This window comes from Alteromonas sp. 4NH20-0104 (assembly GCF_057547795.1).
Genome location: NZ_BAAJLP010000018.1, coordinates 30,674 through 45,552 on the forward strand (window position 1 = coordinate 30,674; position 14,879 = coordinate 45,552).

General features: G+C 48.9%; 12 protein-coding genes. 6 read left to right on the forward strand and 6 right to left on the reverse strand.

Translation table 11 applies throughout. The annotated features are described in order from the left end of the window. Positions 1 to 41: 41 nt before the first annotated feature. Both AC27IB_RS13690 and AC27IB_RS13695 read right to left on the reverse strand, forming a co-directional pair. On the reverse strand, positions 42 to 2,912 hold the full coding sequence (locus tag AC27IB_RS13690) for an insulinase family protein (protein ID WP_487121576.1): 2,871 nt from the start codon (positions 2,910 to 2,912) through the stop codon (positions 42 to 44). Positions 2,913 to 3,119: 207 nt separating this feature from the next. Further along, positions 3,120 to 3,491, reverse strand: a complete 372-nt coding sequence (locus AC27IB_RS13695; RefSeq protein WP_487121578.1) for a VOC family protein — start codon at positions 3,489 to 3,491, stop codon at positions 3,120 to 3,122. Positions 3,492 to 3,640: 149 nt separating this feature from the next. Here AC27IB_RS13695 and AC27IB_RS13700 point away from each other — a divergent pair, with 149 nt between their 5' ends. After that, positions 3,641 to 5,320, forward strand: coding sequence for an alkaline phosphatase D family protein (locus AC27IB_RS13700; protein WP_487121580.1), 1,680 nt, complete (start codon positions 3,641 to 3,643; stop codon positions 5,318 to 5,320). A gap of 49 nt (positions 5,321 to 5,369) precedes the next feature. On the opposite strand, the gene AC27IB_RS13705 is transcribed toward AC27IB_RS13700, so the two are convergent. From AC27IB_RS13705 to AC27IB_RS13715, 3 genes are all read right to left on the reverse strand, one after another. Further along, positions 5,370 to 6,440, reverse strand: coding sequence for a hypothetical protein (locus AC27IB_RS13705; RefSeq protein WP_487121582.1), 1,071 nt, complete (start codon positions 6,438 to 6,440; stop codon positions 5,370 to 5,372). Positions 6,441 to 6,551: 111 nt separating this feature from the next. Next, complete coding sequence (locus AC27IB_RS13710) at positions 6,552 to 7,184, reverse strand: tetratricopeptide repeat protein (protein WP_296043494.1); 633 nt, start codon at positions 7,182 to 7,184, stop codon at positions 6,552 to 6,554. A gap of 61 nt (positions 7,185 to 7,245) precedes the next feature. Beyond that, on the reverse strand, positions 7,246 to 7,488 hold the full coding sequence (locus AC27IB_RS13715) for a TIGR02647 family protein (RefSeq protein WP_105932794.1): 243 nt from the start codon (positions 7,486 to 7,488) through the stop codon (positions 7,246 to 7,248). 296 nt (positions 7,489 to 7,784) lie between these two features. Here AC27IB_RS13715 and ubiD point away from each other — a divergent pair, with 296 nt between their 5' ends. From ubiD to AC27IB_RS13740, 5 genes are all read left to right on the forward strand, one after another. After that, positions 7,785 to 9,272, forward strand: coding sequence for a 4-hydroxy-3-polyprenylbenzoate decarboxylase (gene ubiD, locus AC27IB_RS13720; protein WP_487121584.1), 1,488 nt, complete (start codon positions 7,785 to 7,787; stop codon positions 9,270 to 9,272). Between the two features lie 34 nt (positions 9,273 to 9,306). Continuing rightward, entirely contained in the window at positions 9,307 to 10,002 is a 696-nt protein-coding gene (gene fre, locus AC27IB_RS13725) for an NAD(P)H-flavin reductase (RefSeq protein WP_296043485.1), read from the forward strand. Between the two features lie 69 nt (positions 10,003 to 10,071). Further along, a complete protein-coding gene (locus AC27IB_RS13730) occupies positions 10,072 to 11,397 on the forward strand; it encodes a M28 family metallopeptidase (RefSeq protein WP_487121658.1) in 1,326 nt (441 codons plus the stop codon). A gap of 22 nt (positions 11,398 to 11,419) precedes the next feature. Continuing rightward, complete coding sequence (locus AC27IB_RS13735; RefSeq protein ID WP_296043482.1) at positions 11,420 to 12,421, forward strand: substrate-binding periplasmic protein; 1,002 nt, start codon at positions 11,420 to 11,422, stop codon at positions 12,419 to 12,421. A 138-nt stretch (positions 12,422 to 12,559) separates the two neighbouring features. Further along, positions 12,560 to 13,972: a diguanylate cyclase gene (locus AC27IB_RS13740; RefSeq protein WP_296043480.1), complete on the forward strand. Its 1,413-nt coding sequence runs from the start codon at positions 12,560 to 12,562 to the stop codon at positions 13,970 to 13,972. Positions 13,973 to 14,043: 71 nt separating this feature from the next. Here AC27IB_RS13740 and AC27IB_RS13745 read toward each other — a convergent pair whose 3' ends face one another. Then, positions 14,044 to 14,802, reverse strand: coding sequence for a hypothetical protein (locus AC27IB_RS13745; protein WP_487121587.1), 759 nt, complete (start codon positions 14,800 to 14,802; stop codon positions 14,044 to 14,046). Positions 14,803 to 14,879: the final 77 nt, after the last annotated feature.

Here is a 14,879-nt window from a genome sequence, read left to right on the forward strand (position 1 = left end):
TGAGCCACCGTTTTCGTTGGTTTAATTAAGCAGCGGTTTGCTTACTGCTTTTTCATCGACTGATGAAAATCAGCCAGGTCGTTAACCTGTGTTGCGCTGTCGATCTCAGCAAAAGGTTGCTCAACAAAGCTGGTACCACGTAACTGCACAGATACCCGTGCGGCGTTATCATTCAGCATCGTTTGTTGATAAAACGCTTTAACGTCATCCAGAGTGACTTTTTCAACGGCATCAATCAGTTTTTGCTTGCTGTTGAAGTCGTATTTCTCACGGTACCAGTCTGAAATAAACGGTACCACTTCGTCACGCATATTTTTTGGAGCTTCGTTCAGTGAGACTAAAACACTGGTCTTCAACTTAACAAACTCTTCTTCCGTTAAAGCATCCAGCGCTTCTTTATACTGAGTTTTAAAGGCATCAAAACGCGCCTGCATAGCGGCTACATCTTTTACCGGTGTCTGAATAAACATTGCAAAACCAGTGTAGTCACCAATGCTGGTTGCCATACCACCTACTGCGTAGGCCAGTTGTTCTTCGGTACGCAGCTTGTCAAACGCAACATTACTGAAATGACCACGCAGTACGGTGCCTGCAGCCCGGGTATCAAACCCTGGCTTAGGGTGCACCATCACGTCGATGACCGACACGTCGGCAACGGTCAAATCCTGCTGCCAGACCAGTTTTTGACCCACCTGAGGCTGCCAGAATTCACGCATATCGTAAGCCACGCTGGTGCGGTTTTCAGGCAAGGCTGCCTTCACCCGCGTTACCGCGTTAGTCAGATCCGCTTTGTCGTAGTTACCAAAAGCGAAAATACGCAGTTGATTTTTACTAAGCAACGCTTGCATAAAGTCCTGCATATCAGTTGCCGTGAGTGACTGCGCCGCGCTAATGAGGGCATCGGTATTAAAATTACCTTCTCGGATCAGGTCGTTGTAAGCATCAAAAGCCTGATAGAAAGGGAATTTTTTACCCGCATTTTGCAAACCACGTACGTAACGGTCGACCGCCTGGGCAAAGTTTTGCTCATTAACGTCCACGACCAGTGCATCGAGGGCTTTGGTCAGTAATTCTGGCTGTTTGTCGGTAAAACCACCGATGGCCAGACTAATACCATTACCGTCGTTAAAGCGCAGAGACATGCCGGCAATGCTTGCCTCGGTCATTAGCGCACTTTGTTGCAGGCTGTACAGGTCTTGCCAAAGAGCGGTCATTACGGTTGCCTTCGCATCAGACTCCGGCACACCTGAATTGATGTACACGGTCATTTCACCGCGTGGCTGCTCGGTAAATGCCTGGCTCGGGAACGACCACACCTTAACGCCGGTTTCGTCAATCACCAGTTCAGGTTTTTCCTGCGGTGTTTGCGGTTTAAGGGCAAATTGTTCTGGTAACAGCGTATTGACGGCCGGTAAATTCAGCGCGATTTGTGCAGGTTGTTGCCAACTGGCAATTTCTTCTGCACTGATTGAATCCACCTGGTATTTACCATCATAGAAGTGCAGCTGACTGTCTGCTGGCTCATTTTTGCTGATGTACCAGATTTTAACCCGCTCAGGCGTTAACTGCGCCAATACGTCTTTGATAGCCTCAGCATCAAAGGACTCGTAATAGAACGGTGAGGATACTGCAAACTTAGCCGGCACTTCCTGCATTGCTGCAGCCAGGTTCGACACATAACCAAACTCATCGGTTTTCTGCAGGAAACGGAAGCGGTTATTCAGACTGGTCTGAATTTCGCTGAAATATTTCGCATCAACACCTTGTTCACGAATCAGGTCGATATATTGCATCACCACCGCCACGATGGCTTCGCGATTTTGCAACCCGGCATCGGTCAGGTCGATATTGATGCTAAACGAACCGTAATTGCCGTACATGGCAGGCGACGCAGACGCTGACAAGTTTGAAATCAGCCCCATGGCTTTTAACTGATAAGCCGGCGTGCCTGGCATCTCTGAGCCAATCAGGTAGGTTAAAAACTGATTAGGCTTAGTGGCAAACTCATCGCTGTTATCACTGATAGTAAAATCAATATTCAGCTTTTTCACATCTTCGTTTGGCACGTAGTGAATTCGCTTGCCACCGACTTTAGAAAAGTCCAGTTGGTCGTCTACCGTTGGGTTTTCGATATCTTTATTTTCAATATTGCCAAAATACGCTTCAGCCAGCGCTTTCATTTCGTCCAGCGGACGATTACTGATCATAGCCAGCTTCATAATGTTGGCTGAGTAGTAACGTTCGTAGAAGTTCACCGTTTCGGTGTGCAGTTTGCTGCCTTCTTTATCACCCAGGGTTTCCAGGTTACCAATCAGGAAGCGGTTAGCCGGGTGCTCACCCATCATGCTACGCGCCAGCTTGAACTGGCCAAAGTAGTCCATCTCGCGACGCATGGACCACTCAGCATTCACCGCATTTTTCTCTTTGTCGGTATATTCGGGATACAGTTTAGGCGCTTTGAAGAAATCAGAGAAACGATCCAGGGCTTCGCCATAGGCATCGTTATTGATTTTAAACATGTAGTTGGTGATATCCAGCCACGTATAAGCGTTGTGCTGGCCGCCGTTGGCGGTCATAAACTCGGTATACCCCTTGGTATCCGGGTAACGCTCCGTGCCTAAAAACAGCATATGCTCTAAGTAGTGAGCCATTCCCTGTTGTGACATTGGGTCGTGCAGTAAGCCTACACTTACACTCAGTGAAGCGGCCGATTTTTCGGCTGCCGGGTCAGAAACCAGCATCACTTCTAATTGGTTGGGCAAAGTAAAAGTATCGTACTGTCTGTCGTCGTTAGGCGATACCATTACGCTCTCTGGCGTAGCTACCGGGCTGGCCGGCGCCTGAGCTTTTTCTGTGGCACATCCGCCAAGCAGAGCAGCGGAAACTACCCCTGCAATCAAAAGCTTTTTCATTAAAATGTTACCTTATGCAGCGTTAATATAGTGAGTTGAAAACTTCCAAACCGACCCGGCCCATAACAATGTGACAGTCGGAACAAATTTCCACGCAGCACACCATAAAGAAAAGCGCTACAAGTCGCCAGTCACCGGTTTAACAGGATTGTAAACAAATATGTCAGCGATGCTACTGGCCTGATATGCCGTTTTGTTTACTGCAAGTTACACATGCTGATCGATTAAAATGGCGTTACCGTCGGGGTCAATCAGGGCAATACTCTCAGGTCCCGATGAACCGGGTTCTGTTTTCTTGGTCAGAGTAACACCGGCATTGGCCAGTGCCGATTCAATATGCTGTACCGGCGTAAACGATTCCAGCGTATTGCAGTCCTGATCCCAACCGGGGTTAAAGGTCAGTATATTGCCCTCAAACATGCCCTGAAATAAGCCAATCACATTGCTGCCATTTTTCATAATCAGCCAATTTTGCTTAATGTCGCCACCAGACTCGGTGAACCCAAGCTTCTCGTAGAATGCTTTGGAGGTATGAATATCTTTAACTGCTAAACTGACTGAAAATGCGCCGAGTTCCATGTGATGCCTCATAGTTAAGCGAACAAGTAACCTTAACTATCGTTCAGCTCGTCCTGAATTGCAAAGCATTAAGGCCGCTGACAGAAGGTAGGCAAGCTGCGTGAGTTACGCTACAGTGAGCATTCTTTTTACACAGTTCACGAAGCGCCATGGACAGACGACGATTTATCAAACTTTCTTCTTTATTCGGCGGCAGTCTTACGCTGTCGACTCAATTAACCGGCTGCGCTTCTGCGCCAAAAACCGAAGCCTATTTCCCAGCGGTTGAGTTTACTCATGGGGTTGCCAGTGGCGATCCAACCACCAGCGCGATTATATTGTGGACCAGAGCGGTCCCGGCCGACAATGAAAGCAGCGGATATGTTCGCTGGCAAATAGCCATGACGCCTGATTTTGCCTCGCCGCTGCGGGACGGCGTGGCCCAAACAGCGCGCAGCAACGACTTTACCGTTAAGATTGACGTGCAGGACCTACCTGCAGGCAGAACCTTCTATTACCGTTTTTTCACCAGCGAAAACCGCTCCGCCACCGGCACCACCCGCACAATAGCCACTGGCGTGATTGATAAGCTTAAATTTGCAGTATTCTCCTGCGCTAACTATCCGGCCGGTTATTTTAATGCCTATGACGCGGCGGCACAGGACAGTGAAATTGATGTGGTTTTGCATCTCGGTGACTACATTTACGAATACCCTAAGGGTGGTTATGCCACGGCTAACGCTGAATCATTAGGCCGCAACTTTCTGCCCGGCAACGAAGGTGAATTGCTAACCCTGAACGACTACCGCCTGCGTTATGCCACTTACCGGCAGGACAACGGCCTGCAATTGCTCCATCAGCGTAAGCCGTTTATTGCCATTTGGGATGACCATGAGATTGCCAACGACACCTACATGTCGGGCGCTCAAAATCACTCGGCTGACGAAGGCGATTTTTATGCGCGACGCGCCGCGGCGGTTCAGGCCTATTATGAGTGGCTCCCCATTCGGCCGCCAATGGGGAACGAAAGCCCTCAGATATACCGCGCTTTTGAGTTCGGCAACCTGGTTAACCTGTTTATGCTGGACACACGGCTGATTGGCCGACAACAGCAACTGGACATGGCCGATTTTAAGCGCGCCAATGGCCAGTTTGATGCGGCAGCGTTCATGCGGGCGATCAACGATCCGGGTCGTACCCTACTGGGTGAAGATCAGTTTAATTGGCTTAGTCAGGAAGTGAGCCACAGTAGCGCCCGCTGGCAGGTACTGGGCCAGCAGATTCTGATGGGCAAAATGCACTATCCGGCGGAAGTATTAACCAGCCAGCGCGAGGCCATTGCCAGTACGATTGAAGGGCTGATTGGTCTGCTAAAAAAACAACAGGCTGGTGCACCACTAACCGCCAAAGAACAGGCCCGTCTGAGTACCAGGCTCCCCTATAACCTGGATGCCTGGGATGGCTATGCTGCAGAACGTGAAAAGGTGCTGAAACTGTTTTCCGAAGCGGGGAAATCGTTACTGGTGATTGCCGGTGACACCCACAATGGCTGGGTTAATACACTTACCGATAACAGCGGTGAAACACTGGCGATGGAATATGCGACACCCAGCGTGTCCTCGCCGGGTATGGAAGACTATGTCGGGATGGATGATAGTCAGGCCAGACGACTGGCAGAAGCACTGCCCTTGCTGATTGATGATCTCAGCTATTGCAACCTGCACGAACGCGGCTACATGACCATGTCATTTACCCTCTCCATGGTAACCACCCAATGGCACTATGTGAGTAACATCACCAACGAAAACTATACAGTGTATACCCGTCACACTGAGCGCTTTGTAGACTAACCCCTCTCAACCAGGGGCTGCGGCCCCTGCCTGCTGACTTTCACCAGTATTAACGAATGTACATCTGCGCAAAATCCGGAGTCCGGTACTCGGCGCAAATCTGCTCAAAGCTGACACTTAAAATAGAATAAATCTCCTCCAGTGCGCGCTTCTCATCAGTAGTCTTCGCCAGCATATTAAGTAGTTGTGTGGCTTTATCAGGCTCGCCATAACAACCAAACTCAGTCGCCACGTGAATCTTTGCATAGATATCGCCTTCGTTGGCGGCTTGCTGAATCAGGGATAAGCCATTTTCGTTATAGGTAAGCCGGCCCAGAATAAACTTCGCTCTTACGTTACCGCGCTCTTCGCTGAGGTAAGACAGCACGCGCTTTGCCTTGTAGTCAGACTTAGGGTAACGGGTGTAGCGGTTACCACTTTTATTTGGCAGATGCCCGGAAAAAAAAGCAAAAGCATGGCGCAGGGCGTCTTCTGTCGACAGGGTGTTAAGGTAGGGAGAGGAAACGTCTATGGCGCGGGCTTCATAAGCTTCGCGCTCTGCCATGCGGTTCTCGTGGTGAGACTGTGATGCTCTGAACATCTCAAAACCAGTTAACCCGAATAAGGTTGCAGACAGGCTCAGGCAGCCGCCAAGAACCGCTACAGGGACAATCAAAAACCATCGGTTCTTCAGCCGCTGACTGCTTTTATGTGAGGCTTGTTCGGTGAGCAGATAAAACACTCTGTGCTGCTCAAATGGAATGGTGACCCGGCCCAAATATGCCGCCGACCAGGCCCCTATGCCATACAAACCAACCAGAATAAATGCCCGCACTGACTGCCCCTCGCCAAGGCTCAGGCCAAACATAAAGGCCGCAATAACCACCAACAGGTGCGCCAGGAAAGCGATGATAGCAAAGGAAAGTAAATAACCGCGGCCATACAGACGCACCACAATACCGACCATCGCCCCGCTGAGGGCAAGCATGACGGGTGCAAAGCGATCGTCAAACAGATATAACCAATACCACAACACCAGCAAGGGGACAGACCAAAAAACAGTCGCCAGCGCCGCTTTAAAACCATTTTGTCCGTCAAGTTTCGCTTCAACGGCGTCGATTTCTTGTTGTTGTACCTGCATTGCCTCATCCCTTGCTGCAAATATCAGCTAATCCTATGATTTTACAAAAGTATACAGGATATAGAAGGGGCTGAAGTAATTTCTTCTGCAAGGCAGTTTGCCGCCTCGTGCTTAAGAGTCCAACGGCTTCCGCGCAGCTCTGACAGCCCTTGGATGCATGAGTTTCTCGAGCTGTTCAAGGTAGTTCGCGATGGTTTGGTGGGTTTGTTTATCGGCGGTTACCGCGTTATACAACCACTGGTAAGCATCCTGATAATCATAGGGAGAGCCATAACCGTCGATAAACAGTCTGGCCAGTTGCATCTGGGCTTTAAGATTCCCCAGCGCCGAGGCTTCACGTAGAAATATAACGGCACGTTTGCGATCTTGCTGCACCAGCGTGCCCTTGCTGTAATAACGGCCTAATTGCTCAAGAGCCGCAGGCATTCCCTGGTCTGCCGCCTGACGCATAAAATCGATGCCCCGTTCCGGGTCGGCATCAACGCAGACTCCCCAGGCAAGCATATCGCCCCATAAAAACTGATAGGCTGGTACTTTTAAGACTTCCGCTCTGGCTTCAATGTCCTGATTTAACTGGCATCGATCCATCACGACTCTGTCGAGATGCTCATTACGATTGATCATATTGATCAACTCGTCCTGAGTATAAAGCTGTACCGCTTTTATCTCCTGCGCCTGTGTGGTCTGGCCGCCATTCAACCACAGGACCGACAGTAACAGTAAAAAACCACCTTTGATTTGCATATCACATTCTTCCAGCTAACTCTCCGCCTCTAGGCGTTTTATCGGCCAGTGGGGCGAAAACCTAATTAAATTTAATGTTCATGGCGCTGTTGATACGACGGGTATGCTCTACCACATCAATCCCCAGGTCGGTGAGGTATCCTCCGTCTACCTGGGTTATCAACCCTTTGGAATACAACCTTGCGGCAGCTTCAACAATGGACTGCGTCGCATCGTGATGAATTTTTAACCCCTGCATCAGGCTTTCAGCAGGAAATTTTAATAACAGGTTTAGCTCTTCGATGACGTCATGTGAAAAAGCCATAGGGACTCCAGGCAACTATTCTCTTTTATTTATATAGCCAGTATGCGCTTGTTTAGCCAACAAGTCATGATGATATTTAGCGCTCACCGACCGGTTTTTAGAACCATCCATTCAGTGTTTATATAATACCCTTATGCACCAAAACGCAACCGGGTCGTGACTGTGCCTGCCAGAATGCGTTGAATCCACGTCCAGGAGTGATCGGCTCAGTCTCTTTAATGGTATACTTCTGATAATAATCCTGTTTTGTTGGGTATCAAATAACCCATAGCACGCTGTTGGGGTAGCCACGCGGTATGAAATATAAAGATTTACGCGACTTTATCAGTCAGTTAGAAAAAAACGGCGATTTGGTCCGCATCACAAAGCCAGTCAGTACGAAACTGGAAATGACAGAAATTGCCGACCGCACCCTACGCGCCGGCGGGCCCGCCCTGTTATTTGAAAATCCGGTTGATTTTGATATCCCGGTATTAATGAATCTGTTTGGAACCCCCGAACGTGTTGCCTTAGGCATGGGACAAAGCTCCGTTTCGGCGTTGCGCGAAGTCGGCAAGTTACTGGCTTACCTGAAAGAACCCGAACCGCCTAAAGGGCTTAAAGATCTCTGGGAAAAGCTACCGGTCTTCAAGCAAGTACTCAATATGCCGGCGAAAGAAGTCCGCAAAGCCCCCTGCCAGGAAATCATCTTAAGCGGCGATGAGGTAGATCTCACACGCCTGCCGGTGCAGCACTGCTGGCCGGGCGATGCTGCGCCTTTGATTACCTGGGGCCTGACTGTTACCAGAGGCCCGCACAAGAAGCGTCAAAACCTGGGCATTTATCGCCAACAGGTACTGGGTAAGAACAAGCTGATTATGCGCTGGTTGTCGCACCGTGGCGGGGCGCTGGATTTTCGTGAATGGTGTCAAACGCACCCGGGCGAACCCTATCCGGTTTCCGTTGCTTTAGGCGCGGATCCGGCAACCATTTTGGGGGCAGTAACCCCAGTGCCGGATACCCTGTCTGAATATGCTTTCGCCGGGCTGTTGCGGGGCGATAAAACCGAAGTGGTAAAATCAATCAGTAATGATCTGCAGGTACCGGCCAGTACAGAATTCGTGTTGGAAGGCTATATAGCCCAGGACGAAACGGCGCCGGAAGGCCCTTATGGCGACCACACGGGTTACTATAATGAGGTTGATGAATTCCCGGTCTTTACGGTGACTCACATCACCCATCGCAAAGAGCCGATTTATCATTCCACGTATACCGGCCGGCCACCGGATGAACCTGCGGTACTGGGCGTGGCGCTGAATGAAGTTTTTGTGCCCATTTTGCAAAAACAATTTCCGGAGATTGTAGATTTTTATCTGCCCCCCGAAGGCTGCTCCTATCGCATGGCGGTGGTCACTATGAAAAAACAATATCCCGGACACGCTAAACGCGTAATGATGGGCGTTTGGTCGTTTTTACGTCAGTTTATGTACACAAAATTTGTGGTGGTCTGCGATGACGACGTCAACGCTCGCGACTGGCAGGATGTGATTTGGGCGATCACTACCCGAATGGATCCCGCCCGTGATACAGTAATGATAGAAAACACGCCCATCGACTATCTTGATTTCGCCTCGCCGGTATCAGGACTGGGGTCAAAAATGGGCTTGGATGCCACCAATAAAATGCCCGGCGAGACCGACCGCGAATGGGGTGAACCCATCGTAATGGAGCAAGCGGTAAAAGACCGGGTGGATGCAATCTGGGATGAACTCGGTATCATGAACGGCGCAAATTCCGGACAATAAAGTAAACCTACAAACATTAAGAGATTCTGTATACATGTCACAAATTAGATGCCAGGTTGAAGGTATAGCACCACTGACCAAGACGGTTTATCGGGTCGACCTGACCCCCGATGTTTCTCTCGACTTTCAATCAGGCCAGTACGTTTTAGTACACATGGCTGAAGATGATAAACGGCCTTTTTCTATCGCCAACGCGGCGCACGATAACAATCGCCTGGAATTGCACATTGGTGCAGAGCCCGGCAACAGTTATGCCGGTGAAGTGCTTGAGCGTATGCGTCAGGAAAAAGCCATATTTATCTCTGGCGGCCATGGTCAGGCAACCTTGCAGGATGGTGATACGCCAATGATCCTGGTGGCAGGTGGGACCGGCTTTTCGTACACCTATTCCATTTTGATGCAATCACTGAAGGTCAATCCAAACCGCGAAATCACGCTGTACTGGGGCGGTAAGCACCTGGAAGACCTGTATTATCATAAAGAACTGATTTCGCTGGCAGCGCATCACCCTCACATGACTTATATTCCGGTGGTCGAAAACGCCGGAGATGACTGGGAAGGCCGCAAAGGCTGGGTCCACCATGCGGTGCTCGCAGATTACGCAGACCTATCAGGCGTCCAGGTCTATATTGCCGGCCGTTTCGACATGGCTAAAGTGGCACGCGACGACTTCTTCGAACGCGGTCTGAGCAAAGAAAATCTGTTTGGCGACGCCTACGCCTTTATTTAAATTTACGCACTAACGGTGGTTATAATGAAAATAATACGTCCACTTACCTTACTGGCGCTAAGCGGCTGCATGTCATTGCAGGCCGCTCAGCTTGAGTATGTTGATCAACCCCAGTTACACGACATTGCAGCCACTATTTCTGCCGAGCGAATCGAGCAGGATATTGAAAAGCTTGTGGGTTTCGGTACCCGCCACACCCTGTCTGAAACAGAATCGGATACTCGTGGCATCGGAGCCGCGCGACGCTGGATAAAAGCCGAGTTTGAACGCATCTCTGCCGCCTGTGGCAACTGCCTGGAGGTGTATTACAGCTCAGCCACCATCAGTGGTGAAAAACGAATTCCCGATCCGGTTGAAGTGGTCAGCGTTATCGCAGTACAGCGCGGCGTGAGCGATCCTGGCCGATATGTATTAATGTCGGGTGATATAGATTCCCGGGTGTCTGATGTGATGGATGCTACCTCAGATTCGCCTGGTGCCAACGACAATGCTTCAGGGGTTGCCGGTACACTGGAAGCCGCCCGGGTGCTCAGTCAGTATCGTTTTAATGGCAGCATTGTTTATGCCGCCCTGTCTGGCGAAGAACAGGGGTTGTTTGGCGGTAAAATTCTGGCCGAGCAAGCGGTTAAAGATGGCTGGCGTTTAAAGGCCGTGCTGAATAACGACATGATTGGCAACATCGAAGGGATCAACGGGGTTATTAACAACACCACGGCACGTATTTTTGCCGAAGGCACGCGTCAGACAGAAACTGACCGCGAAGGTACTATACGCCGTTTCACCGGCGGTGAGGTGGACTCGCCGAGTCGAAACCTGGCCCGCTACATTGATTTAGTCGCTGATCGCTACATTCCTAACCTGGATACCATGGTGGTATACCGTCTCGACAGATTCGGGCGCGGGGGTCATCACCGACCCTTTAACGATCTTGGCTTTCCCGGTGTACGCATCATGGAAACCAACGAGAATTACGTGCGCCAGCATCAGGATCTACGTACCGAAAACGGCATTACCTATGGCGATACCATTGATGGCGTAAACTTTGATTATGCCGCTAAGCTCACTGCACTGAATGCTGTCAGCCTGGCAAGCATGGCATGGGCACCGAACCCGCCTGTTGACGTTAGTATTAAAGGGGCAGTAGAGCCTTCAACCACTTTGAGCTGGCAGGCATTGGATAAAACCCAGAACCCACACCTGGCCGGTTACAAAATATACTGGCGGTACACCGATGCCCCGCAGTGGCAATTTAGCCGTTTTGTCGGCGATGTGACCGAATTCACCTTAGAAAACGTAGTGATTGATAATTACTTCTTCGGTGTAGCCAGTGTCAGTAAGGATGGCTTTGAAAGCCCGGTCGTTTTCCCTGGTGCAGCAGGTGCATTTGGTGAGTAATCAATAATGGGGTTTAGTAAGTATGCAAATTAGTGGTGTGGTGAGAAGCCTCGTTTCAGTTGGGTTAGTGTTGCTAACCTTTTCTGCCGGGGCACAATCCCCTATCACGCTGGTCGCTAATCCGTTACCCACCCTGGTTAGCGAAGGGTCCGAAAATGCCAGGCTCAATCAACTGGTTGAGCAGGCATTTATCGAACTGGGAGTAAACGTTGAATTGGCCGTCGATCGCCCCGCCTTTTCCGGCAGTGGCCTGCTGACAGGTAAATACGACGGTGAGTTTGCCCATTTTGGTTTGCAGGAACGTCGCAATAACCTGCTCTACAGCAAAGCCTACCTGCCAGCACTGCTCTACGTTGCCAGTCGGAAATATCCACTCGACGACGTTACCCAATTTTCTCATATCCGTAACAGCCGGGTTGCAACGACCAACCGAATTGCCAATACACCGGCTATGCGTAATATAAAGGCCGTCTCATGGGTACGTAACCCGACTCTCTATGACATGTTCAGTCAGCTTTCGGAAAAACGGGCTGACTATGTTTTTGAAGATTGGCTGGTGCTTACTGAATTTAACCGCATGCTCACCAATGATGGTGAAAAACCGCTGTTTGTTTCGCCTAATCCACTGGTGTCATCAGCGATGGTGCTCAGTCTGCGCAAAGACTATCCCAACGCTCAGCAAGTGCTGGATAGCTTTGACAGTTACATTCGTGATATCCAGCGTGATGGCCGGTTTAACCAAGCTATGGCAGTTGGCTGGACCAGCATGGATATCAATGGTGACGGCACAGCAGACTGGATAACCAGTGCGCAAATGCACCATGACGATGTACCGCCCATGTCGCAAAAGGGTGTGCTGCCACTGGATAAAACCCAACCGGGTGAAGCCTCTTTGTTTGTAATCGATGGTGAGCAATTCACTAGCTGGCCTGATGCCCAGGCAAAGCTTAACGACCAACCGGTTCTGCCCCGCCCCACTCTATTGGATCGCGAAATCTACAAGCGTATGCTGCAGCGTTGGTAAACCTGGAGTCATTATCGCACCTAATCTACAACTTAATACCACGATGAAAGACTCTCCCCTTGCTTTGTTAGCTAAGCGCTAAATAGCTGCAATAATAAAATCCTCTCAAATTCCGAAATTTAAACTAAAGTTTAATTAATGACTATTCGGGATATTGTGATGAACAGCGCAATAATAGATATCGACAACTTAAACATAAAAAATATACTGGAACATGCTCATATCGGCGTGATTATTCATCGCGCCGATACGTCTGTTGTTTATGCAAACCCAGCTGCAATTCAACTACTTAATCTATCTTACGATCAGTTAATAGGCAAAGATTCTTATGATCCGCAGTGGGCTTTTGTTGATGAAAATGGCTTACCACTGGAGCTCAGTAAATACCCTGTAAACCAGGTGCTAAATTCTAAACAGCGGATCGAGAACAAGACGATTGGCTTAATTGACCATACCAGTAAAGACATTGCCTGGTTTATGGTGAACGCTTACATGGAAGGGCATGTGGGGGCAAAGAACTGCTTTATCGTAGTCACCTTTTCGGACATTACCGAACGGGTAAAACCCTTTTCAGCAGAGGACATACTGGAGAATGCTCAGGACATTATAATTGTCACAGAAGCTGACAATATCGAGTACCCGGAAGGCCCCAAGATAGTATACGTAAACCGGGCATTCGAAAAACTTACGGGTTACACTAAAGATGAAGTTATTGGCGAGTCACCACGTATACTGCAAGGCTCACTCACTGATAAAGAAGCCAGAAAGTCTATTCATCAAGCGCTCAAAAACAAACAGTGCGTCAGTCAAACTCTACTGAATTATGATAAATCCGGCCGCCCGTACTGGATAGATATGAACATTATCCCTTTAAAGAATAACTCTGGCCAGGTTACCCATTTCGCAGCTATTGAACGAGATATATCACAAATTAAGTTTCATCAGGAGCAGCTAGCCAACAGAAACAACGATCTAAAAGCTTTAAAAGCCAACTTAGAAAAAAGAGTGCGGGAAAGAACGCTATCACACCAGCAGGCGAAAACCCAATTAGAGAGTATGGCTTACTTCGATCCACTTACCCAGATACCAAACCGACGCTTTTTCAGCATACATTTGAGTAAGCTCATTGCTGCAGCAAAACGTCGCAAGGAAATGGTAGCGCTTGGCCTGATAGATATCGACAATTTCAAGTCGATTAACGATACATTCGGACATAGTGCAGGAGACAAAGTATTAAAGGAGTTGGCAGAGATCATCAGCGACCTATTCCGACATGAAGATGCTATCTGCCGCTACGGCGGAGAGGAATTTGCTTTCTCTATCATTATCAATCAAAAAGACCAGGCCGAACAAGCTTGTGATCGTCTTCTTCAGGCAATCAGAGGTACCCAATACCAACTAGAAGAATCAAATATCACGATTACCGCCAGTATTGGCGTGTTTACGACGTTAGCAGAAAATATCGAGAACGAGCATGAACTTTACAGAAACGCAGACTCTTTAATGTATAAAGCCAAGCAAACCGGTAAAAACCGGTACTACATCGACTAGTTCTATCCACTCGTTGCGATGAATATTCTTTACATTGCTAAATGAGTATAGTCAATGATAAACCAAAGCACTTAAAAGTCGCTCCCACACTGTGCCTTTGCAGTAATATAAAACGGTGGCTCGCAAGCTAAAGACGTTGAATTTGAATTTACATCATCTAAAGATAAACAAAGTTTATAAGTATTCACACACCACCCTGCGGTTTTCGCTGTTCTGTGCGGGCCTTTGAACGGATCGGTAAATGACCCGTCACCTTCTGATGGATCGGATGGGTGGGGTGCCACTAAGGCACCTTTTGTCTCAATGAACGACCGCCAGCAGTTCGACATCAATGTGTCGTCAAGAGACTTGACTCTGTTTGCTACCAGCAGGTGAGAAAACTGAACACCATCAATGCTGGAAAGCAAGGGATGTATCTTAAAATCTAATTCAGGATTTTGGCTCGAGGGATTAAACCCGCCCGCAGCAGAGACTTCAAAGGTGATAGCATTTCCTTTCCCATAGATTCTGGTCGCTCTTAGCGTTTGTCTGGTTGGATCAGGACTAATAAAAAACGAGCCATCAGCCAGCGAAAGCTCAAATGACGGTTGGTGGGCAAAGGCTTTATCAACAAACCTGCTCCAGCTCCTGCCATCCATTCTGACCAGAATGCCCTGAGTAATTTGCTGGAAAACGGTTTGCCGCCTCTCTAATGAATTAAGTAACTCGGTAGGATGCTGTCCGCAAGCACTCTCTTCGCTGTTTGCGTGCTCGCTGGTAAGCGAGATAGCATTAGCAACACTGGCTGTGGCCAGATACGCTGACAGGATAAATGCCCCTAATTGCTTCACAAGAATTCCTTTTTATTATGAAGTTTAAACGCCAGTATCGGCAAAAGGAGCTATTTGTCAATCGATTAGCAATTTGA